This is a genomic window from Frateuria sp. GZRe14 (assembly GCF_051900395.1).
GTDB classification, from domain to species: Bacteria; Pseudomonadota; Gammaproteobacteria; order Xanthomonadales; family Rhodanobacteraceae; genus Frateuria_A; species Frateuria_A edaphi.
The window spans coordinates 454,558-477,431 of sequence record NZ_JBHZGJ010000001.1; the positions used below are offsets into that span (position 1 = coordinate 454,558).

Here is a 22,874-nt window from a genome sequence, read left to right on the forward strand (position 1 = left end):
CGGCACGGCGTTTCAGCCCGCTGCGCATCCAGACCCAGCACGGCGCCGCGGTTGCGGCCGCCGCGATCTTCTGACCGGAGGTTCCACCATGTACCGCAACCGCATTTCCGTGACGATTCTTGCGGCCGCGATCGCCGCGGCGTTCGCTTCGGCGCACGCGCAGGATGCGCCGGCCCCCGATGCCACCGGCGCCCAGGCTTCCAGCGACGCCACCCAGAACGCGCAGGCCGGCAAGCCCAGGAGCGGCACCGCGCAATCCGACGACAAGAAGAAGGTCGTCAACCTCTCGCAGGTGACCGTCACGCCGTTGCGCCAGAGCCTGGAGAGCGCGCAGTCGCTCAAGCAGGACTCGCGCATGGTGGTCGATTCGATCGTGGCCGAGGACATCGGCAAGCTGCCGGACAACAGCGTGGCCGACGCCATGCAGCGCATCACCGGCGTACAGGTGGCGCAGGGGTTCCAGGGTGAGACCAGCTCGGTGGTGATCCGCGGCCTGCCGAACGTGATCACCACGCTCAACGGCCGCGAGATCTTCAGCGGTGTGGGGCGCGGCTTCGCCTTCCAGAACCTGCCGGCCACCGCGGTCAAGACGGTCTCGGTCTACAAGAGCTCCGAGGCGAGCCTGCCCGACGGCGGCATCGCCGGCGTCGTCGACATGCAGCTCTACCGTCCGTTCGATTTCGACGGCGCCAAGGTGGCGGCGACCTATACCGCCACGCACAGCAAGTACGGCGGCCGCACCGATCCCAACTTCAGCGTGCTGGCCAGCGACCGCTGGCAGACCGGCATCGGCGAGGTCGGCGCGCTGGTCAACGCCAGCTTCATGGCGCAGCACTACCAGTACAACGCGGTGTGGGGCGATTTCCCGAAGGTGCTGACCGACGGCACCGGCACGCCGATCCGCACCGACGCGGGCAACCTGATCGCGGCGCCCAACGGCTTCGGCGCCGACTACAACATCGGCTACCGCCAGCGCCCCGAACTCAACTACGCGCTGCAGTGGAAGCCCAACGACAGCACCGAGGTGTACGCCGAGGGCCTGTACGACTGGATGTCGGACGACTACAACCAGCCGTTCTACTTCTCCTTTCCGGTCGGCGCGGTCAGCCCGAGCAACCTGACCGTCACCGACAACTGCTACGCCAACCAGCTCACCGGATCGCCGTTCGAGGGCCAGACCATCTGCGACGCCGCCAGCGGCACCTGGACCGGCAACACCTACGCCGCCACCAGCACCCAGGCGCACGTGCAGCACGGCCACGACATGCAGCATGCGGTCGGCGTGAAATGGCACGGCGACCGGCTGCGCCTGAGCACGGACCTGTCCTACGGACAGACCTCGTTCAACGACAACACCTTCATCGTCGACACCTTCCTCAAGGGACCGGTGACCACGGTGTGGAACGGCACCGCCGGCAACCAGCAGAACTGGTCGCTGGGCAACAACCAGCAACTGGATCCGAACAACTACTACCTCAACGGCCTGTTCCAGACCTGGCACACCGAGCGCGGCAAACAGTGGGCCTGGCGCGGTGACGGCAACCTGGATATCGCCGGCGATTTCTTCAGCTACCTCGACTTCGGCCTGCGCTACGCCGACCACAAGGCGCAGTACACCGGCAGCGTGGAAATCTCGACCCCGCCGCCGGGCGGCGCCGGCACCGGCAACATCGTCGAGACCCCGAACCCGGCCAACCAGGTCACCGCGCGCTTCCCGGACGGCTATTTCTGCTCGATGCCGACCACCTCGGCGATTCCCGTGTCGTGGCTGACCGGCTGCTTCAACTACCTCACCACCAACGCCGACGCGATCCGCGGCCTGTACGGCCTGCCGGCCGGCACGGCGCCGGTGAACCCCGGCCGCTACTACAACATCGACGAGAAGACCCTCGCCGGCTACCTGCAGGCGGGGTATGACACCACGCTGTTCGGCCTGCCGGTGGACGGCCTGATGGGCATGCGCGTCGAGCGCGTCAAGCGCAACCTCGATGCCTACTCGTTCAATGCCGCCACCGGCATCTACTCGCCGCTGTCGGTGGACACCAACGAGCCGGTGTACCTGCCCAACCTGAGCTTCAACCTGCACTTCACCGATGCGCTGCAATTGCGCCTGGTCGCGGCCAAGACCATCACCTACCCGGGCTTCGGCCAGCTCAACCCGTCGATCTCGCTCAACCCCGGCACGATCAACCGCGCCGGCGCGGCCGCCAGCGGCAACCCGAACCTCAAGCCGATCAAGTCGAACAACTACGACGCGTCGCTGGAGTGGTACTTCGCACCGTCCGGCTACGTCAGCGGCGGGGTGTTCTACCGCGACATCAACGGCTACATCCAGAACTACGTGACCGACGTGACGATCAACGGCGAGGCCTACCAGCTGTCCTCGCCGCAGAGCGCCGGCAGCGGCCACCTGGATGGTGCCGAAGTCGCCTACCAGCAGTTCTTCGACTTCCTGCCGGGTGCCTTGAGCGGCCTGGGCGTGCAACTCAACTTCACCTACATCGACGGTTCGACCCGCTCGCCGCAGTTCCTGGGCGGCCCGGAAGTGGCCTCGCCGCTGCAGAACGTGTCCAAGCGCAACGGCAACGCCGTGCTGATGTACGAGAAGTACGGCTTCTCGGCCCGACTGGCCTACAACTACCGCAGCCGCTTCATCGACTTCTTCACCCAGCCGACGGTGGCCGGCAACCACGACGAGATCGAGCCGGCGAACCAGCTGGACCTGTCGGTCGGCTACGACGTCAATCCCAACACCACCGTGGTGCTGTCGGCGACCAACCTGACCGGCGAAGACCTGCACCAGTACTGGGGCGACGGCACCACGCGGCCGCGTGACATCCGCTACCAGGACCGCACCGTGGGTCTGGGCGTTCGCTTCAAGCTTTGAGCGGGCAGGGCAACGACGCCGGCAGTCGCTCCCCGCCCGCCGGCGTCGCCCGCTCATTTCTCTCTGGCGCGGCGTGCCTGCCGTGCCACCGACGTGGAGGTCATCCATGAAGCGCTTGCTTCCCCTCTCCCTGGCGTTCGCCCTGGCCTGCGTGGGGACGGCCACCGCCGCTTCGGCGCCGCCGGGCACGCGCGGCCAGGTGCTGGGCGATGGCGTGGGCTACGTGTCGGTGGTGCGCCTCGAACACCAACCCGATGCCGCCGCGAACGGCCACATGCTGATGGTGTTCGAGCGCGACGGCATGGCCGGCATCCCGCTGTACGAGAGCGATGACGGCGGCGCGCACTGGCGCTTCCTGTCGAACGTGACCGACCAGGCGCACGGCAAGGACCCACGCTGGCAACTGCGCTGGCAGCCGCACCTGTCCGAGCTGGCCAAGCCCAGCGCCGACCTGCCGGCCGGTACGCTGCTGCTCGGCGCCAACGCCACCGGCGACGATGCCACGGGGCGCCTGGTCGCCGAAGACCTGCAGATGTACGCCTCCACCGACGGTGGCCGCAGCTGGCGCTACCGCGGCTCGATCGTCAAAGGCGGCGGCAATCCCAGCGACAAGGACAACCACGGCGTGTGGGAGCCCAACATCCACCGCCTCGATGACGGGCGCCTGGTCGCCTACTACTCCAGCGAGGATCACAAGGACGCCGGCTTCAACCAGCTGCTCGCGCACAAGGTCTCGACCGACGGCGGCCGCACCTGGGGCGAGGAGAAGGTGGACGTGGCCATTCCCGGCGGCGTCGAGCGTCCCGGCATGGCCGTGGTCGACCGCCTGCCGGACGGCCGCTACGTGATGACCTACGAGGACATCGACGGCCCGAACAACGGACAGGTCTACCTCAAGATCAGTGCCGACGGCCTGGACTGGGGCGATCCCGCCGACCGCGGTACGCCGGTGCGCACCGCCGCCGGCGCGTGGCCGGCCGCTTCGCCGATCGTGCGCTGGCTGCCGTGGGGCAACAGCCCCGGCGTGATCGCGGTGGTGGCCGAGCGCGCCGGTGGCGACGGCGATCCGTCCGGCCGCAGCATCTACTGGAACAACGACGGCGGCCGCGGACCCTGGTGGGAAGCCGAGGCGCCGGTCCAGAAACTCACCGGCAACATCCACGCGGGCTGGACGCAGGCGTTGCTCGCGATGCCGGGCGGGCGCCTATGGCATGCGACCACCTCGTCCACGGCGGCCGAGCCGGAGGACGCACGCAAGAACGTCGTGATGTACGCCGACGCACCAGCCCGCTTCGACCGCTACGAGGCCGAGGACGCGGTGCGCCGCTGGTCCGTGCGTATCGGCGACAGGACGGCGTCGAACGGCGCCAAGGCGCGCATGGCTTCCGCGCCTGGTGGTCAGCTCACGTTCCCCGTGCATGTGCCGACCGGCGGCAACTATCGGGCCACGGTCCGCTGGCAGGACCTGGGTTTCACGCCGGCCGTACCGGTACTGCGTGTCAACGGCGCGGTGTGGAAGACCACCGACCACACGGACCGCGACGGCTGGCACGTGGCCACTGCCAGTGGCAGCCTGCGTGAGGGCGACAACACCGTGGTGCTCGAGGGCGCCCGGCGACCGGCCGACATTGATTACGTGCAGCTCGATCCGGCGTCCGGTCGATAGCTGGCGATAGCGCGCACGCAACGCCATCGGAACTTTCCATGCCTTTGATTCGCTCGATGCTCACCGGCCTGGTGCTGCTGCTCGCAGCCGGCATGGCACAGGCGGCCGGCAGCCAGGACTATGCCAAGCCGCTCCTTCCGTCGGGGCCGGATCCGTGGGTAGTCCAGCGCGACGGCGTCTACTACTACACCGCCACCTCCGGCAACCGCATCGAACTGCGCAAGACCGGCGACCTGCACCAATTAGCGCACGCCCAGCCCGTGGTCGTGTGGCGGCCGCCGGCGCAAGGGCCGGGCTCGACCGCCGTCTGGGCACCCGAGCTGCACTTTGTCGAAGGCAAGTGGTACCTCTACTTCACCGCCGCCGAGGCCGGCCACAACGACGATGACCACCGCCACGTGTTCGTGCTGGAGAACGCCTCGCCCGATCCGACCCGTGGACGCTGGATCGCGCGGGGCATGCTCAAGACCGCCCACACCGGCATCGACGGCACGGTGTTCAAGCACGGCGGGCGCTGGTACTTCGTCTACTCGGCGTACGTCGGCGACCACAGCGACCTGGTGATCGCGCCGATGGTCAACCCGTGGACGCTCGGCTCGCCGCAGGTGGACATCGCCGCACCCACCTACGCGTGGGAGAAGCAGGGCGGGCGCAAGATCCTCGAAGGGCCGGAGTTCCTTCCGGGACCGGACGGCAAGGTGTTCCTGAGCTACTCGGCAAGCGCCTGCTGGTCGGACGACTACGCGCTGGGCCTGCTGCAGGCGGACGGCGACGCTGATCTGCTGGACCCGGCCGCCTGGCACAAGTCTCCGCGGCCGGTGTTCGCCAGTTCGCCAGAGCACGGCATCTATGCGCCGGGGCACAACGGCTTCTTCAAGGACACGCAAGGCCGCGACTGGATCATCTACCACGCCAACGGCGGTCCGGACTGGAAGTGCACCGCGCGCCGCGCGCCACGCATCCAGCCGATCGGCTGGACGACTGATGGTCGGCCGAACTTCGGCGAGCCCGGCGCACCACCACTCAAGAAGCCGTAGGCGGAAGCCGTTTACGCCAGGCTGGTGGCGATGCCGAACACCACCGCGGTGATTGCCGCCATCGCCATGCAGGCGCTGGTGGGACGGATGCGACGTGCATCCACGCGTGGGGTGAGACGCCATAGCAACAAAGCGCCGACAAGCATGTCGACGACCAGTGCCAGACGCAGCGGCAGCGAGGCGAGCAAGGGCCCGTACGGCGGCCTCACGTTGCCTTCGTGCGCCGCCACCAGCCCGACCAGCAACAGGCCGAGCAGACTCCACAACAGGCAGGCGAAATACACGCGGTTGAACACCACGTTGGTGCGCTCGCTCCAGCGCAGCACCGGCCAGGCGATCAGGCTGGCGAACAGGGCGACGATCGAGCCGTACAGCACCCACCAGAGCAGGGTGCTGAGCAGGGTAAGCAGGGTTTGCATCTAGTCGTGGGCCTTGAAGCCGAGCCGGCGCAGGAACTTTTCCATCAGCCAGGCGGGACCGACCAGCAGGTAGGAGAGGTCGGTGAGGAAACTGGGTCGATGGCCCTCGAACTTGTGGCCGACGAACTGGCCGATCCAGGCCACCACGAACACGGCGATGGCGACCCAGCGCAGGCGCACCGGCCCGAGCAGATCGAACAACCACGCGGTGATGAGCGCGAGCACGACGAAGGCGACCAGCAGTGCGCCGCCGAGCCGATGCGAGTGCTTCCAGTACCACGCGAACGCCAGCACCATCGCGAACACCGCCCACGCGCCGGGCTTGAGGAAGGCGCTGGGCACCGGCACGGTCCACAGCAGCGCGACCACGGTCCACGCGATCGGCGGCACGCAGATCCAGTGGATCACCTGGTTGACCGGGTTGCGGTGGTCGGCGCTGTAGCCGTCGAGCCAGCTCTGCATGCTGCGCATGGCGTTGCTCCGTCAGCCGAGGCGGATGCCGGCAAGGCGCTCGAGTGCCTCGGCATACTTCGCGCGGGTGCGCTCGATGACCTCGGCGGGCACGTTCGGTCCGGGCGCCTTCTTGTTCCAGTCCAGCGTTTCCAGGTAGTCGCGCACGAACTGCTTGTCGTAGCTGGGCGGGCTGATCCCGGTGCGGTATTCGTCGGCCGGCCAGAAGCGCGAGGAGTCGGGCGTGAGCATCTCGTCCATCACGTACAGCCGGCCGTCGGCGTCGGTGCCGAACTCGAACTTGGTGTCGGCGATGATGATGCCGCGCTCGGCCGCATAGGCGGCAGCCCAGCGATAGATCGCCAGCGTCGCCTCACGCACCTTGTCGGCCAGTTCGCGGCCCACGGCATCGACCACCGTGTCGAAGCTCACGTTCTCGTCGTGGTCGCCCACCGCGGCCTTGGTCGAGGGCGTGAAGATCGGCTCGGGCAACTGCTGCGCCTGCTTCAGGCCCGGCGGCAGCGCGATGCCGCAGATCCCGCCGGTGGCCTGGTAGTCCTTCCAGCCCGAGCCGATGATGTAGCCACGCGCGATCGCCTCGACCGGCACGGGTTTCAGGCGCCGCGTCACCACCGCGCGGCCGGCGTAGAGCGCGAGGTCGGTGCCCTCGGGCAGCACGTCGGCCAGCGGCACGTCGAGCAGGTGGTTGGGGATGATGTGCGCGGTCTTGCCGAACCAGAAGTTGGAGATCTGCGTGAGCATCTCGCCCTTGCCCGGGATCGGATCGGGCAGCACCACGTCGAAGGCGGACAGGCGGTCGGTGGCGACGATCAGCAGCCGGTCGTCGGACAGCGCATAGACGTCGCGCACCTTGCCGCGGTGGATCAGGTCCAGGCCGGGCAGGTTCGATTGCAGCAGGGTGGTGGGCACGGGGCGATCCGCCGTCAAGAGGGGGAAGCGGCCTATTCTAGCGAGTCGTCGCAACGCGGGCCTGGGCTGCGCAGGGCTGGCGGCGCAGCGCTGCTAGAATCGGGCCTTCCGGGAATCCATCTCGCCCCACCCCTTGCCGATGCGACTCGTCCTGTTCGCGGCGCTCATGGCCGCCGCCCTGCCAGCCTTTGCCGCCGGTCCCGCCCGTCCGGCCCGCCTGGGCCTGTGCGCCGCCTGCCACGGCGAAACCGGCATCGCCCAGATGTCCGGCGCGCCCAACCTGGCGGGGCAGCGGCTGGACTACCTGCGCAGCGCGCTGGCGCAGTACCGCGACGGCCGTCGCGACGTGGCGGTGATGCGCGCGGCGATCGGTCCGGTCAGCGACGCCGAGCTGGATGCCCTGGCGCGCTGGTACAGCGCACAGGCGCCGGCGGCGCAGGTGCAGCCATGAATTTCTCTTCCACGCTGATCCTGGCGTTCGTCGGCCTGATCCTCGGCCACGGCCTGCCGGGCGCCATCGTCGGTGCGGTGATCGGCTTCGTCATCGACAGCCTGCGCCAGAGCCAGCGGTACCGCGCGGCGCCGCAGATGGACGGCTTGTACGGCCCGCTGTTTGCGCTGCTCGGGGCGGTCGCCAAGTCGGACGGGCGCGTGTCGGAGGCCGAGATCGCGGTGGCCGAGCGGATGATGACCCGCATGGGGCTGATCGACGAGCAGCGCCGGCAGGCCATCGCGAGTTTCAACCGCGGCAAGCAGCCGGAGTTCGACGTCACCCCGGCCATCGACGGCCTGCGCCAGTGGGTCGGCATGCGTCGCGACCACGCCTTTCCGGTGCTCGACGTGGTGATCGAGACGGTGCTGGCCGAAGGCAACCCGCCGCCGGAAAAGATGGCGATCCTGCGCCAGCTCGCCTTCGCCCTGCGCATCAGCGACATGGAGCTGATGGCGTTGATGGCGATGAAGGGCTACGCCTGGAACGCCGCCGCGGGCGACCGCCGGCGCGGGCCGGGCGGTGGCGGCTACGTCCCGCCGCATCGCAATACCCACGGCCCGGACCCTTATACCGTGCTCGGCATCACCCGCGCGGCCGACGAGCGCGCCGTCAAGCGCGCCTACCGCAAGCTGATTTCCGAACATCACCCCGACCGCCTGGGCGATCTGCCCGAGGACATGCGCAAGCGCGCCGAGGCGCGTGCGAGCGAGATCAACGCCGCGTACGAGCGGATCAAGGCCGAGAAGGGTTTCAAATAATCGATGCGTAGGAGCGCACGCTGTGCGCGAACATCCTACGAAGCGGCAATGCGGCACGTTCCGGTCGCGCACGGCGTGCGCTCCTGCAGGAAAGGCACACATGAGCAAACAGACTCCCATCATCGCCCCCTCCATCCTCTCTGCCGACTTCGCCCGCCTGGGCGAAGACACCGCCAAGGTGCTTGCCGCCGGTGGCGACTGGGTGCACTTCGACGTGATGGACAACCACTACGTGCCCAACCTGACCATGGGCCCGATGGTGCTCAAGGCGTTGCGCGACTACGGCGTCAGCGCACCGATCGACGTGCACCTGATGGTCAAGCCGGTCGACCGGATCGCGCCGGACTTCGCCAAGGCCGGCGCCAGCCTGATCAGCTTCCACCCGGAGGCCAGCGAGCACGTCGACCGCACCCTGGGCGTGATCCGTGACGCCGGCTGCCAGGCCGGCCTGGTATTCAATCCCGCCACGCCGCTCAACTGGCTCGACCACGTGCTCGACAAGCTGGATTTGGTGCTGATCATGTCGGTCAACCCCGGCTTCGGCGGCCAGAAGTTCATCCCCGAGGCGCTTGCCAAGCTGCGCGAGGTGCGCCGGCGCATCGACGAGAGCGGCCGCCCCATCCGGCTGGAGATCGACGGCGGTGTCAGCGCCGCCAATATCGGTGAAATCGCGCAGGCGGGAGCGGACACGTTCGTGGCGGGCTCGGCCATTTTCGGCGCGCCGGACTACGCGCAGGTCATCGCCGCGATGCGCCAGGCGATCGGCTGAGCCCAAAGAAAAATCCCGGTGCATGCCTGCACCGGGATAAAAGCGTCGTCGGAAAGGGACGCGTTGAGGAGTCCACCAGAGCGGGCGCCTGGACGCCACCGCCGGACGGCGGCGGCGTATCCACGGCAATGGACGACGCCCGCCACTACAGCAAGACCGGCTCGCCGACGGTTGGTTCCGCGCCCGAAGCAAATATTTTCGATCCGCGCGCCTTGGGGCCGGGCGCACATTTCGTTCACACTGGGCTGGGGAGGGTGCAGCCGCAGGAGACACGGATGATGTCGGGACGGAACGTGATTGCTTTCCTGGTGCTTGGACTGGCCGCCTTGGCCGCGCACGCCGATGGCGTAACGGACCCGCCCGCGAGGGCGGGCGACACGCCGCCGATCACCCTGGCCGAGCTCGGCAAACTCGGTTGCGCGCCTGGGCTGGAACGTTTCCTGCCCGGTATCTATTACTACTGCGTGGGCGCCCGCGAACTGGCCAACCATCGCGATGGCCGCGGTGTGGACATGCTGAAGCTGGCGGCCGCCTGGGGCAGCAAGCCGGCGCAGTTCACGCTCGGCGTGGGCTATTTCAACGGCGACATCGTCGCCCGGGATCGGGCGCGCGGGCTGGCCTGGCTCGGGCTGGCCGCCGAGCGCCGCGATCCCAGCTACCAGGCAGTGCTGCGCTCGGCGTGGCAGCAAGCCACGCCGGGTGAACAGGCACGGGCCAACGTGTTGTGGAATGCCATGTTGCCCACGTATGGCGACGCCCGCGCCGCCAGGCGCGCCGAGCGGCGCTACCGGCACGAGCGCGACCAGTTGCTTGGCGGCGTCACGCTCGGCCGGCGCGTCTGCATCGCCGGCCTCACCCAGCGCGACATGGTGTCGATACCGCCGCCCATGCGCTCGGGCACTCCGGCACTTCCCGGAGGCGACGGACTGTCGGATTTCCAGTTGTCGGTCGGCTGCCCCGGCGGCGCCCCCGCCAGCTTCGTCCTCCAGCGTCTCGACGGTTTTGCGGGAAGCCTGTTCGAGGGCTTGGAGGGGCACGTCACCGTCGGGCCGCTTTCGCCGGTCCGGGACCAAGCCAGGCCCTAGCCCAAAAAAAACCCCTCGCGAGGAGGGGGAAGGAACGGTTGGCTAACGGAGGGTGTTGCGCCATGCCGTGTCAGAGCGGCTGCCATTCGGGATCCGGCTGCCTGTCCGCACCCGCCGCGCCTCCCTGTGCGACGGGTGCTTCCACGCCTTCCACGGCAAACGGGTCGACATATTCGGCGTTCATGAGCTGATCTCCTCTAGTGGATACCCATCACCAGCCCCAGCAGCAGGGCGCCCAGGGCCAGCGCTACGCGCAGTGGCTCGAACTGGCGAAGTTCGGCGTTGGGGTCGGGCCTGGCGGTGATATTGCTCATGCATCTCTCCGGTGACGGCTCCATGGAACCGCCCGCCCGGGCGCGCGCGGCGGCGGCGCGCGGGCGAAGCGCGGGCCGGATCGGGCAAAACGCGGGCAGACGCACTGTGTGCCTTGCGCCGTGGCGATGCGCATAGCACGCTGCGCGCCACCACAGGAGACTTCATTGCCATGGGCCGCAGCATCGCCATCGTCGAGGACGAACCGCTCATCCGCGCCAATTACGTCGAGGCGCTCACCCGTTTCGGCTACGACACGCGCGGCTATGGTTCGCGGCAGGAGGCGTCCACCGCCTTCGGCATGAAGTTGCCGGAGCTGGTGATCATCGACATCGGGCTGGGCGACGAGCCCGAAGGCGGTTTCGACCTGTGCCGCGAGCTGCGCGCGAAATCGGCCACGCTGCCGATCATCTTCCTGACCGCGCGCGACTCGGATTTCGACGTGATCTCCGGCCTGCGCCTGGGTGCCGACGATTACCTGTCCAAGGACACCAGCCTGCACCAGCTGGCGGCGCGCATCGCGGCGCTGTTCCGGCGCATCGAATCGCTGAAGGCGCCCGCGTCCAGTGAAACGGTGATCGCGCACGGCCCGCTCAAGCTCGAATCCGAGCGCATGCGCATCACCTGGAACGATGCGGAGATCCCGCTGACCGTCACCGAGTTCTGGATGGTGCACACGCTGGTGCGCTTCCCCGGCCACGTGAAGAACCGTGACCAGCTGATGCGCGAGGCCGAGCTGGTGGTGGACGATGCCACCATCACCTCCCACATCAAGCGCATCCGCAAGAAGTTCGTCGCCGTGGCGCCGGACTTCGATGCGATCGAGACCGTGCACGGTGTCGGTTACCGGTGGAAGCCGTGAGGCGGCTGCTCGGCCTCCTGCTGCTGGTCCTCGCCGGTGCCGCCGCTGCCGCCGACGCACCGAACGAGGCGATCGCGACGGGCAAGCGCGACGGCGACATCCCCGGTTGGACCGTGGCCGCGCCCACGCCCGCGGGCTGGACCGCCGATTGCTGCACCTACGCGCGCGCCATCGGCGTCGACGAGGTGATCTACCGCGGCGAGTGGACCGGCGAGCCCTATGGCGTGATGGTGCTCAACGTGTGGCCGCGCAAGCTGGCAACCCTGGGCGCGGAACTCGACGCCGACCGCAAGCATTACCTGCAGCGCGACCCGGCTGCGAAGGTCGATCGCTTTGCCGTGCGCCATCGCGGCATGCCGTGCGAGGCGCTGGTGTTCCAGGGCAGCGACCAGGTCGATGATGCCGTGGTGTTCTGCGATCCGGGCAAGGCGTCGGGCGTCCGCCTGAGCTGGTCGATGAGTTTCAAGGATGCCGATCCGCAGCGTGCCGCGTCGCTCGATGCGTTCATGCGCGTGGTCGTCGGCACGCGCTACCGAACCGGGATGTCGCGCTAGCCCGTGACATCGGTCTAGGCTCGCCCGATGAACCTGCGTCGCAAGCTGCTGCTGGTCGCCCTGTGCACGCTGGCCCTGCCGGTGGCCGGGTGGCTGTACGTGCGGCAGATGGAAACCCTGCTGCGCGAAGGCCAGGCGCAGGCGCTTGCCGCCTCCGCGCGGGCGGTGGCGCGCAGCCTGGTGGCGACCGGCGCCACGCTGCCGCGCGAGGCGCAGGGCTGGTACGTCGAGCAGGCCACTACGCCGATCACGATCGACGGCTACGGCGACGACTGGGCGCCGCTGACGCCATGGAGCCAGCCGCTGGGTCCGCGCGGCAGCGTGCTGCTGGCCGAGGATGCGGACGGGCTCTACCTCTACGTGCAGCAGCGCGGCACCCGGCGCGTGCGTGCCGACGCGGACGACCCCGGCGCGCTGCATGCCGATCACCTGGTCCTCGAACTCGATCGCGGCGACACGCGCCTGCGCTATCTGCTGGCCAGCGCCGCGCCCGGTACGTTCACTGCGCGCCTGCTCGACCCGCCGGTCGCCGACTGGCCCGACCGGCTGGTCGGGCAGTGGCAGGAGGACGGCGGCGGCTGGCGCCTCGAAGTGCGGCTGCCTCGCCCGCTGATCGTGGACCGGCTCGGCCTGGGCTTGTACGACGCCTCGGTCGGCGGCGACCCGCTGGCGGTCGAGGCGCGCCCGCTGTGGCACTACTCGCCGACGCTGGCGCAGGAACTCTCGCGCCTGGCGCCGGAGGACACCCGCGCCCGCGTGCTGGCGCCGACCGGCTGGCTGCTGGCGCAAAGCGGTCGCCTGCAGGCCGCCGGCCCTCAGCCGGGATGGTTCGCCGCACTGGTCTACCGTGCGCTGCTGGCCAATCCCGTCGAGGACGCCGCACCCTGGGCGCAGGACGCGCCGCGCCTGGAGCTGCCGGAAATCGTCCGCGCCCGCGACGGCGAACCGGCGATCGCCTGGCGCGACGGCGAAACCCGCGCCAGCGTGGTGCTTGCCGCCGCGGTGCCGATCGGCGCGCCGGGCCACGTGCGCGGCGTGCTGCTGCTCGAACAGGCCAGCACCACCGTGCCGCTGCTGGCCAACCGCGCGCTGCTCACGCTGCTGCTGACCAGCTTCGGTGTGATGCTGGTGGCCGGCGGCATCCTGCTGTGGTTCGCCACGCGGCTGAGCCTGCGGCTGGGACGCCTGCGCGATGCGGCCGAGCGTGCGCAGCTGGCGGATGGACGTCTGGACGGCCTTTTCGCCCAAGGCCGCTTCCCGCTCACCGCCGCGCCGGACGAGATCGGCGACCTCGCGCGCAGCTTCGAGCGGCTGTTCGAGGCGGTCGGCGGCTACACCGACTACCTGCGGACGCTTGCCTCCAAGCTCTCGCACGAACTCAACACGCCGCTGGCCATCGTGAAGAGTTCGCTAGACAACCTGGAGCACGCGCTGGAGGCCCACGCCGCGCTGCCGCCGGAAGCGAAGCCCTACCTTGCGCGGGCCCGTGACGGCGTGGCGCGGCTGGGAACGCTGGTGCGCGCGATGAGCGAGGCCAGCCGCATGGAGCGCGCGATCGCCGCTGCCGAAGCCGAGGATGTCGACTTGCGCGAAGTGGTGCGCGGTTGCGCCGAGGCCTACCGTCCGCTGATCGGCACCCGCACGCTGGCCTGCGAGCTGCCGCAGTCGCCGCTACCGATGCACTGCGCCCCCGAACTGATCGCCCAGGCGCTGGACAAGCTGCTCGACAACGCGCTCTCGTTTGCCCCGGCCGATGGCTGGCTGCGCCTGGTGCTCGCCTCGTGCGACGGCGGCGCCGAAATCACCCTCGCCAACCAGGGCCCGCCGCTGCCCGCGGCCATGCAGGCGCGCCTGTTCGATTCGCTGGTCAGCCTGCGCGACAAGGCCACCCCGGGCGACGCACCGCATCTGGGTCTCGGCCTCTACGTGGTGCGCCTGGTCGCCGAACGCCACGGCGGCCACGCCAGCGCCCGCAACCTGGACGACGGCAGCGGGGTGGCCTTCACCCTGCGCCTGCGCAACATGCCGCGCCAGCGGATCGGCGGCGGCTGACCGGCACGCGCGTGGCTAGCGACAGCCGGCCGGCAGGTAGCGCGGGTCGATGTCCGGGCTCTCGCAGGCCCAGGTGATCACGCCATCGCGGCCTTCGGCGATCAATGCCAGTTGCTTGCCGCGAAGGGCCACGGGCGCGTTGCCGGCGAAGGTGGCCACCAGCACCGTGCCTTCATCGATCGGCTGCACTTCGAAACCGGCCAGGTTGCTGCTGGCATAGGCGCCGGCTTCCTTGAGGCCGGCCTGGCCGTTGTCCTGCGGCCACGCGTGGTTGCGCCCGATCGCGTCCAGCACCTGCTGCTTGAGCGGTTCGGCCTGTGCCAGCGCGCTGGCTACCTGCGCGCGCACCACGTACATCTGGTAGGCGGGAAGCGCCACGGCCGCCACGATGAGCGCGAACGGCACGACCATGACGACCCAGAACACCGCCTTGGGCGGCTTGGCCAGGGTCTGGCCGGTCTGCTGCCATCGTGCCAGCCAGGTCAGCTGGCCCTGCAGGTACAGCGTGTTGAAGAAGAACAGGGTGATGCCGCCGATCCGCATCGGAACCCGGTAGTCCGCCATCACCCGGCGGATCGTTCCGGCCATCGCGAAATAGGCACCGAGGAACAGCACCACGTAGACCAGCTCCAGCAGCCAGCCCAGGCGCTCCATGGTGGTCGTGGGCGATGCCTCGTCGGCCGGGGCGCCGGCCGCGGCGAGGAAATACCCGACGAAATAGCAGGCCAGCGCGGCGCCCAGCATGGGCGTCGCGCGGCTTTCCGGATCGATCTTGCGCACCCAGTTGGCCTGGATGAACGGCCAGACGATCGCGAAGATGCCGAGGGTGACGATGCTGAGCAGGAACACCCAGCCCCAGTGCAGCGAGGGCGGCGTCGGCAGGGCGGCGCGGTCGGCCACCTCCCTGTGCCACTGCCCGGCGTCCCGCTCCATGAGCCCGGGCATCGTATCGGTACGTTCCATGTTTTTTCCCCTTGTCCCGGCGCGCAGATTTAGCGGGCGTCTCGCGCGGTCGCAAGCGACGGTGCCCGCCGGCGAATGGACTGCTATCGTGATGGGCCGCCATATCGATGCTTGAGCCCGTGATCTCCCGAGACCAATTCGACGCGCTGGCCGGCCAGGGCCATACGCGCATCCCGCTGGTGCGCGAGGTGTTTTCCGACCTCGACACCCCGCTGTCGGTGTACCTGAAGCTCGCCGACGGGCCGTACACCTTCCTGTTCGAATCGGTCGAGGGCGGCGCCACCTGGGGGCGCTATTCGATCATCGGCCTGCCGGCCAGGCGCGTGTACCGCCTGCGCGGGCACGAGCTGGAAGTGGAGGATGCCGGCGAGGTCATCGAGCGCCGCCACCTCGACGACCCGCTGGGCGAAATCGAAACGCTGCGCGCGCAGTACTCGGTGCCGCGCCTGCCCGAACTGCCCGCCTTTACCGGCGGCCTGGTCGGCTACTTCGGCTTCGAGACGATCGGCTACATCGAACCGCGCCTGGCGCAGTGGGACCGGCCGGACGAGCTGGGCACGCCCGATGTGCTGCTGATGCTGGCCGAGGAAGTGGCAGTGTTCGACAACCTCAAGGGCCGCCTGTACCTGATCGTGCATGCCGACCCGTCGCAGCCGCAGGCCTACACGCAGGCGCAGCGGCGGCTCGACGCGCTGGTCTACCGCCTGCGCCAGGGCGGCGCGGCTTATCCGCAGCTGACCCAGTCCACCGCGCTGGACGAGAGCGACTTCAAGTCGTCCTTCACCAAGGCCGAGTTCGAGGCGATGGTGGAGAAGGCCAAGGAATACATCCGCGCTGGCGACATCTTCCAGGTGGTGCCTTCGCAGCGCCTGAGCGTGGGCTTCAACGCGCGGCCGGTCGATGTCTACCGCGCGCTGCGTGCGTTGAATCCTTCGCCGTACATGTATTTCGTCGATCTGGGGAACACGCAGATCGTCGGCTCCTCGCCCGAAATCCTGGCGCGCCTGAAGGACGGCAAGGTCGTCGTGCGGCCGCTTGCCGGCACGCGCAAGCGTGGCGCCACGGAAGCGGAAGACGCGGCGCTGGAGGTCGAGCTGCTGGCCGATCCGAAGGAGCGCGCCGAGCACGTGATGCTGATCGACCTGGGCCGCAACGACATCGGCCGCATCAGCGACACCGGCACGGTCGAGGTGAGCGAATCGTTCGTGATCGAGCGCTACTCGCACGTCATGCACATCGTCTCCCAGGTGCAGGGCACGGCACGCCCGGGCCTGTCCTACATGGACGTGCTCAAGGCGACCTTTCCCGCCGGCACGCTCTCCGGCGCGCCGAAAATCCGTGCGTTGGAAATCATCCAGGAGCTCGAACCCTACAAGCGCAACATCTACGCCGGCGCGATCGGCTGGATCGGCTGGTGGGGCGACGCGGACACCGCGATCGCCATCCGCACCGCGGTGATCCAGGACGGCCGCCTGCACGTGCAGGCCGGCGCCGGCATCGTCTACGACTCCGATCCCGCCGCCGAGTGGGAGGAGACGATGAACAAGGGGCGTGCGCTGTTCCGAGCGGTGGCGCAGGCGGCCAGAGGGCTCTGAGGGCACGTCACCGTCCCCGACCCAGCGGACGTGCCGACGATCGAGCTCCCTCTCCCCTTGGGGGAGAGGGTTGGGTGAGGGTCCGGTGCTTGCCCGACTGTCGAAACGAAGCATGCTCTGCTTTCCCGCGCGGCTCAGGGCGCGTCACGACGCAAGAACTTTCGCTCCCGCCCATGACTTTCGGCAGGGAGGATGCCGGTTGCAACGTTATATCGTTTCGGCCCTCGTTTCCCGCCGAAACCGCATCGCATGATCAAGCCGTCCACTGCCGTGCTGGCCTCGCTCCTGTTGGCCGGATGCACAGTGGGCCCGGACTTCCAGCGTCCGGCGGCGCCGACCGTCCGCGGTTACACCGCCGCACCGGTGAGCGCGACGGTCGCGAGCGCCGGTATTCCCGGCGGCGCCTCCCAGCACTTCGACCGGGGCAGTGACATTCCCGCGCAGTGGTGGCAGCTGTTCCATTCGCAGCCGCTCGATGCGTTGATCAAGCAGGCGCTGGCCAACAATCCCGACCTCAAGGCCGCGCAGGCCGCGCTGCTGGCGGCCAGGGAAAACGCGCTGGCCGGGCGCGGCGCGTACTACCCGAGCGTGGGCGTGGGCATCTCCGCCAACCGCCAGCAGGATCCGCCCGGTGCGCTGGCGCCGGTGCCCAGTTCCAACGCCTCGCTGTACAACCTGCTGTCCGCGCAGGTCAGCGTTTCGTACATGCCCGACGTGTTCGGCCTGAACCGGCGCACGGTCGAATCGCTCGACGCGCAGGCACAGGCCGCGCGCTACGAGATGATCGCCACCGACATGGCGCTGGCGGCGAACGTGGCGGTGACGGCGATCCGGGCCGCGTCGTTGCGCGACCAGGTACAGGCCACGCAGGCGCTGGCCGGCATCGACGCGCACGTGCTCTCGATCATGCGCTACCAGCTGGCCCGGGGTTACATCGGCCGGCTCGACGTGGCCGCGCAGGAAACCCAGCTGGCGCAGGTCAACGCCTCGCTGCCAGCCCTGCGCACCCAGCTCGCGCAACAGCAGCACCGGCTGGCGGTACTGGCCGGGCGTTTCCCGAGCGAGGGCGTGGGCGCGGCATTCGCGCTGGCCGACCTGACGCTGCCCGAGGAACTACCGCTGAGCCTGCCCTCCGCGCTGGTCGCGCAGCGGCCGGACGTGCTGCAGGCGCAGGCCAACCTGCACGCGGCCAGTGCGCAGGTCGGCATCGCCATCGCCAACCGGCTGCCCAACCTCACGCTGAGTGCCGATGCCGGCAGCACGGCGCTGGCGATCGGTCGCGTGTTCCAGTCGGGCACCGGTTTCTGGGGGCTGGGCGCCGCGCTCGCCGCGCCCGTGTTCGAGGGCGGCTCGCTCAAGCACCAGGAGCGAGCCGCCAAGGCCGGCTATATGCAGGCGGCCGAGCAGTACCGCGGCGCCGTGCTTGCCGCCTTCGAGGACGTCGCCGACACGCTGACCGCGCTGCAGCAGGACGCGCAGGCGCTCCAGGCCGCCGCCGCGGCCGACCAGGCGGCCAAGGTGACACTGGATCTTTCGCAGCGGCAGTGGAAGGACGGCTACGCCGGCTATCTCGCCGTGCTCAATGCCGAACAGGCCGCGCTGCAGGCGCGCATCGGCCTGGTGCAGGCGCAAGCCAGCCGCTATGCCGACACCGTGGCGCTGTTCCAGGCGCTCGGTGGCGGCTGGTGGCACCGCGCCGACCTGACGCAGGGCGATCCGCCTCCCGCTTCCACCACGCTTTTGACCAAGGGTGACCATGAACATTGACGCTCGCGCGATGACGCGCGTGCGGCTTGCCGTCACGACGCTGGCGCTGGCCGGCCTGCTCGCCGGCTGCGGCTCGCACGACTCCGCGCCGCCGGCCGCCGATACGCCGCACAACCCCACGCTGACCGCCGCGCAGCGCCAGCACATCACGCTCGACACGGTGGCCCTCGCACCCTTCCACAAGGCGGTCGAGGCGACCGGCGTGGTCGACTTCGACAACGACCAGGCGACCAGCGTGCTGGCGCCGTTCTCCGGTCCGGTCACGCAACTGCTGGTGAGCGCCGGCCAGCACGTTGCCAAGGGCCAGCCGCTGGCGCGCGTCGACTCGCCCGACTTCGCCGCCGCCGTGGGCGCCTACGGCAAGGCGCTGGTCGTCGCGCGCAACGCGCGCCGTCTCGCCGACGCGGACCGCGACCTGAGCGAACACGAAGGCCTGCCGCGACGCGAGCTCGAGCAGGCCCAGGCCGACGCCGCCAGCGCCGACGCCGACCGCGACGCCGCGCTGCAGGCGCTGCTCGCGCTGGGTGCCGATGCGCCCACGATCGAGGCGATCCGGGCCGGCCAGCCGCTGTCGCGCATCCAGGCGGTGATCCGCGCGCCGGTCGCGGGCACCGTGGCGGAGAAACTCATCACGCCCGGCCAACTGCTGCAGGCCGGCAGCACCGCCTGCTTCACCGTGGCCGACCTCTCGCGCATGTGGGTGATGGCGCAGGTGGCGCCGTCCGAGTCGGGCGGGGTCGCCGTGGGCAATCCCGCCACCATCGACGCCGGCGGCGCCGGCACGCTGCAGGGCACGGTGGACAACATCGGCGCCGTGGTCGATCCGGACACGCGCGCGATCCCGGTGCGCGTGCTGGTGGAGAACGCCAGCGGCCGGCTGAAGAAGCAGATGTACGTGCGCGTGCAGATCCAGTCGCGCCAGACGGAACGCGGTTTGCTGGTGCCGGCGTCGGCGATCCTGCGCGACGAACAGAACCTGCCGTTCGTCTACGTCGCGCAACCCGACGGCAGCTTCGCCCGCCGCGGCGTGGCGCTTGGCTACCGCGCCGGCGACCGCTACCAGGTGTCCGAGGGACTCCACGCCGGCGACCGCGTGGTCGCCCAGGGTGGCCTGTTCGTCCAGTTCATGCAGAACCAATGAACGAGCACCTGCCCCCGATGCCGCCGCGCTCGGCGTCGCTGATGAACCGCCTCATCGGCGCATCACTGGCGCAGCGTTTCCTGGTCGCGCTGCTGGCGCTGGTGCTCGTCGGCGCGGGCATCCGCGCACTGCAACGCCTGCCGGTCGATGCGTACCCGGACCTCTCGCCGCCCAGCGTCGACATCGTCACGCAATGGCCCGGGCATACCGCCGAAGAGGTCGAGCGACTGATCACCGTGCCGGTCGAGCGCGGCATGACCGGCATCCCCAGGACCACCAGCACGCGCTCGGTCTCGCTGTACGGCCTGTCCGACGTCACCCTGAATTTCGCCAGCGGCAGCGACTACGCGCAGGACCGCCAGGAAGTCTTCAACCGCCTGGGCGACCTCGAGCTGCCCGACGGCACCGCGCCGTCGGTGTCGCCGATGTCCTCGCCTTCGGGGCTGATCTACCGCTACGTGCTGCAGAGCTCCGATCGCACGCCGACCGAACTGAAAACCTTCGAAGACTGGGTGGTCGAGCCGCAGTACCGCGCCGTGCCCGGCGTGGCGGACGATTCCGGCTTCGGCGGCGGCACCTTGCAATACCAGGTGTTGCTCGACCCGCTGAAGCTTGCCGGCGTGGGCCTGACCGCCACGCAGGTACAGGCCGCGCTGGCGGCCAACAACGCCAACGCCGGCGGCGGCTTCTACGCGCAGGGCGGGCAGTTCTATTACGTGCGCGGCGAAGGCCGCCTGCGCTCGCTGGAGGACATCGGCAACGTGGTGCTGGCCGTGCACGACGGCAAGCCGGTGCTGGTCAGGGACGTCGGCCGCGTGACCACCGGCATCGCACCGCGGCTGGGCGAGTTCGGCTACGAGAACCAGGACGACGCGGTCGAGGGCGTGATCTCCCTGCGCACCGGCGAGAAGACCCAGGACGTGCTCGAGCGCGTCGAGGCGAAGACGAAGGAACTCAACGAACGCATCCTGCCGCCGGACATCAAGGTCCACGCCTTCTACGACCGCAGCGACCTGGTCGCGCTGACCGTGCAGATCGTGCGCGAGAACCTCGTGCGCGGCATGCTGCTGGTGGTCGTGGTGCTGATCTTCTTCCTCTACGACGTGCGCGCCGGCCTGATCGTCGCCACCACCATCCCGCTGGCGCTGCTGTTCGCCTTCGCCTGCCTGGACCTGCAGGGCGCCTCGGCCAACCTGCTGTCGATCGGCGCGGTGGACTTCGGCATCCTGGTCGACGCGGCGGTGGTGATGGTGGAGAACATCTACCGCCAGATCGCCGACCGCGAGGGCGGGGACTTCGATGTCATCGAGGTCATCCGCGACGCCGCCGCCGAGGTGGACCGCCCGCTGTTCTACGCGGTGGCGGTGATCGTGGTCAGCTTCCTGCCGATCTACGTGCTGTCCGGTCCCTCCGGCACGCTGTTCAAGCCGATGGCCGACACCATGGTGTTCGCGCTGGCCGGCTCGCTGATCGTCACGCTGACGCTGCTGCCGGTGCTGTGCTCGTGGTTCATGCGCAAGGGCGTGCGCGAGCGGCGCAACGCGATCTTCGAGGCGATCAAACGCTCCTACGCGAAAGGCCTGGACGTCTGCCTCGCGCACGCGCGCGGCACCATCGTCGCTTCGGTGCTTCTGCTGGGCGCCTCGCTGTTGCTGATTCCCGCGATCGGCGCGGAGTTCATGCCGCACCTGGACGAAGGCGCGCTGTGGGTGCGCGCGACCATGCCCTACACCATCTCGTTCGACGAGTCGGCCAAGATCACGCCGCAGATCCGCGACATCCTGCACTCGTTCCCCGAGGTCACCACGGTGGCTTCCGAGCTCGGACGCCCGGATGACGGCACCGACGCCACCGGCTTCTTCAACGTCGAGTTCTACGTGGCGCTCAAGCCGTACGACCAATGGCATGGCGCCTACCGCACCAAGGCCGAACTGACGGCGGCGATCAACAAGAAGCTGGCCGCTTTCCCCGGCATCATCTTCAACTACACCCAGCCGGCCGAGGATGCGGTCGACGAGGCCGAGACGGGCCTCAAGAGCGCGCTGGCGGTGAAGGTGTTCGGCCCGGACCTCGGCACGCTGGAAACCAAGGGCAAGGCGATCAAGCACGTGCTCGAGCATGTGCGCGGGATCCATGACGTGACGCTGGTGCAGGAGCTCGGCCAACCGTCGCTGAGCATCGTCGTCGACCGCGCCGCGATCGCCCGCTACGGGCTCAACGTGGACGACATCAACGGGCTGATCCAGACCGCCATCGGCGGCGACGCCGCCACGCAGGTGATCCAGGGCGAGAAGCAGTTCGACCTGGTCGTGCGGCTGGACAAGCCCTACCGCGACGGTCCCGAGGCGATCGGCAACATCCTGGTCGCCACGCCAGGCGGACAGCAGATCCCGCTCAAGACGCTGGCGCACATCCAGGTGACCGACGGCGCGGCCTTCATCTACCGCGAGAACGACTCGCGCTACATCGGCGTCCAGTTCTCGGTGGAAGGCCGCGACCTGGACGGTGCGGTGGAGGACGCCATCGCCCAGGTGAACAGGCAGGTCAAGCTGCCGCAGGGCTACCGCGCCGACTGGGGCGGCGAGTATTCGGAGTACACCGCCTCGCGCGCGCAGCTCAACGTGATCGTGCCGCTGACCCTGGCGTTGATCTTCCTGCTGCTGTTCACCCTTTATGGCAACTTCAAGTTCCCGCTCATCACCGTGGCCGGCGTGCTCCTGTCGGCACCGGTCGGCGGACTGCTCGCGCTGTGGCTGACCGGGACGCCGTTCTCGGTGTCCTCGGGCATCGGCTTCCTGGCGCTGTTCGGCGTCTCGGTGCAGACCGCGGTGGTGTACATCTCCTACGTCAACGAGCTGCGGCGCAACGGCACGCCGCTGGCGGAGGCGGTCCGCGAAGGCGCGATCCTGCGCCTGCGCCCGATCATGATGACCGCGCTGGTCGCCGCGCTGGGCCTCCTGCCGGCAGCGCTCGCCACCGGCGTGGGCACCGACACGCAGCGGCCGTTCGCGCTGGTGATCGTCAGCGGTCTGTTCACGCGCCTGCTGATCAGCGTGTTCCTGATGCCGGCGCTGTACGCGGTGGTGGCGCGGCCGCAGGATCGGCTGGAGGTGTAGCGGGTCTCGCTACACTTC

At 69.3% G+C, this 22,874-nt stretch carries 18 protein-coding genes; 14 read left to right on the forward strand and 4 right to left on the reverse strand.

Annotated elements, in window-relative coordinates:
* Positions 1-88 precede the first annotated feature (88 nt).
* The 3 genes from ACFWZ1_RS02065 (at position 89) to ACFWZ1_RS02075 (ending at position 5,590) form a co-directional block, all read left to right on the forward strand.
* A complete protein-coding gene (locus ACFWZ1_RS02065; RefSeq protein ID WP_439665279.1) occupies positions 89-2,887 on the forward strand; it encodes a TonB-dependent receptor in 2,799 nt (932 codons plus the stop codon).
* Positions 2,888-2,993: 106 nt separating this feature from the next.
* Positions 2,994-4,553: a sialidase family protein gene (locus ACFWZ1_RS02070; RefSeq protein ID WP_439665280.1), complete on the forward strand. Its 1,560-nt coding sequence runs from the start codon at positions 2,994-2,996 to the stop codon at positions 4,551-4,553.
* A 38-nt stretch (positions 4,554-4,591) separates the two neighbouring features.
* Positions 4,592-5,590, forward strand: a complete 999-nt coding sequence (locus ACFWZ1_RS02075; RefSeq protein ID WP_439665281.1) for a glycoside hydrolase family 43 protein — start codon at positions 4,592-4,594, stop codon at positions 5,588-5,590.
* A gap of 11 nt (positions 5,591-5,601) precedes the next feature.
* Here ACFWZ1_RS02075 and ACFWZ1_RS02080 read toward each other — a convergent pair whose 3' ends face one another.
* From ACFWZ1_RS02080 to ACFWZ1_RS02090, 3 genes are read right to left on the reverse strand one after another with little or no spacing between them, the layout of a single operon-like run.
* A complete protein-coding gene (locus ACFWZ1_RS02080) occupies positions 5,602-6,009 on the reverse strand; it encodes a hypothetical protein (protein WP_231323216.1) in 408 nt (135 codons plus the stop codon).
* On the reverse strand, positions 6,010-6,480 hold the full coding sequence (locus tag ACFWZ1_RS02085; protein ID WP_439665282.1) for a DUF962 domain-containing protein: 471 nt from the start codon (positions 6,478-6,480) through the stop codon (positions 6,010-6,012).
* 12 nt (positions 6,481-6,492) lie between these two features.
* On the reverse strand, positions 6,493-7,389 hold the full coding sequence (locus tag ACFWZ1_RS02090) for a phosphoribosylaminoimidazolesuccinocarboxamide synthase (RefSeq protein ID WP_231323220.1): 897 nt from the start codon (positions 7,387-7,389) through the stop codon (positions 6,493-6,495).
* 139 nt (positions 7,390-7,528) lie between these two features.
* Here ACFWZ1_RS02090 and ACFWZ1_RS02095 point away from each other — a divergent pair, with 139 nt between their 5' ends.
* The 7 genes from ACFWZ1_RS02095 (at position 7,529) to ACFWZ1_RS02125 (ending at position 14,274) form a co-directional block, all read left to right on the forward strand.
* The gene (locus tag ACFWZ1_RS02095) at positions 7,529-7,840 is read left to right on the forward strand and encodes a c-type cytochrome (protein WP_231323222.1); all 312 of its coding nucleotides are present in this window, start codon (positions 7,529-7,531) and stop codon (positions 7,838-7,840) included.
* Positions 7,837-8,640 carry a co-chaperone DjlA gene (djlA, locus tag ACFWZ1_RS02100; protein ID WP_231323224.1) on the forward strand — a complete coding sequence of 268 codons (804 nt, stop codon included), beginning with the start codon at positions 7,837-7,839 and terminating at the stop codon, positions 8,638-8,640. Before ACFWZ1_RS02095 ends, djlA begins: the two co-directional genes overlap by 4 nt.
* A 100-nt stretch (positions 8,641-8,740) precedes the next feature.
* A complete protein-coding gene (gene rpe, locus ACFWZ1_RS02105; RefSeq protein ID WP_231323226.1) occupies positions 8,741-9,409 on the forward strand; it encodes a ribulose-phosphate 3-epimerase in 669 nt (222 codons plus the stop codon).
* Between the two features lie 128 nt (positions 9,410-9,537).
* A complete protein-coding gene (locus tag ACFWZ1_RS02110; protein ID WP_439665283.1) occupies positions 9,538-10,494 on the forward strand; it encodes a hypothetical protein in 957 nt (318 codons plus the stop codon).
* A 484-nt stretch (positions 10,495-10,978) separates the two neighbouring features.
* Positions 10,979-11,668, forward strand: a complete 690-nt coding sequence (gene pdsR / locus ACFWZ1_RS02115) for a proteobacterial dedicated sortase system response regulator (protein ID WP_231323229.1) — start codon at positions 10,979-10,981, stop codon at positions 11,666-11,668.
* Positions 11,665-12,222: a hypothetical protein gene (locus tag ACFWZ1_RS02120; protein WP_439665284.1), complete on the forward strand. Its 558-nt coding sequence runs from the start codon at positions 11,665-11,667 to the stop codon at positions 12,220-12,222. Before pdsR ends, ACFWZ1_RS02120 begins: the two co-directional genes overlap by 4 nt.
* Before the next feature lie 27 nt (positions 12,223-12,249).
* Entirely contained in the window at positions 12,250-14,274 is a 2,025-nt protein-coding gene (locus ACFWZ1_RS02125; protein WP_439665285.1) for an ATP-binding protein, read from the forward strand.
* Positions 14,275-14,289: 15 nt separating this feature from the next.
* Here the strand turns inward: ACFWZ1_RS02125 and ACFWZ1_RS02130 are convergent, their stop codons facing one another.
* Complete coding sequence (locus tag ACFWZ1_RS02130) at positions 14,290-15,237, reverse strand: pilin (protein WP_439665286.1); 948 nt, start codon at positions 15,235-15,237, stop codon at positions 14,290-14,292.
* 107 nt (positions 15,238-15,344) lie between these two features.
* Between ACFWZ1_RS02130 and trpE the strand changes: the two genes are divergently transcribed.
* From trpE to ACFWZ1_RS02150, 4 genes are all read left to right on the forward strand, one after another.
* Positions 15,345-16,832 (forward strand): anthranilate synthase component I, encoded by a 1,488-nt coding sequence (trpE, locus tag ACFWZ1_RS02135; RefSeq protein ID WP_439665287.1) that lies wholly within the window; start codon positions 15,345-15,347, stop codon positions 16,830-16,832.
* A gap of 249 nt (positions 16,833-17,081) precedes the next feature.
* A complete protein-coding gene (locus ACFWZ1_RS02140; RefSeq protein WP_439665288.1) occupies positions 17,082-18,599 on the forward strand; it encodes an efflux transporter outer membrane subunit in 1,518 nt (505 codons plus the stop codon).
* Entirely contained in the window at positions 18,589-19,740 is a 1,152-nt protein-coding gene (locus ACFWZ1_RS02145; protein WP_439665289.1) for an efflux RND transporter periplasmic adaptor subunit, read from the forward strand. Before ACFWZ1_RS02140 ends, ACFWZ1_RS02145 begins: the two co-directional genes overlap by 11 nt.
* Complete coding sequence (locus tag ACFWZ1_RS02150; RefSeq protein WP_439665290.1) at positions 19,737-22,856, forward strand: efflux RND transporter permease subunit; 3,120 nt, start codon at positions 19,737-19,739, stop codon at positions 22,854-22,856. Before ACFWZ1_RS02145 ends, ACFWZ1_RS02150 begins: the two co-directional genes overlap by 4 nt.
* The last annotated feature ends 18 nt before the right edge of the window (positions 22,857-22,874 follow it).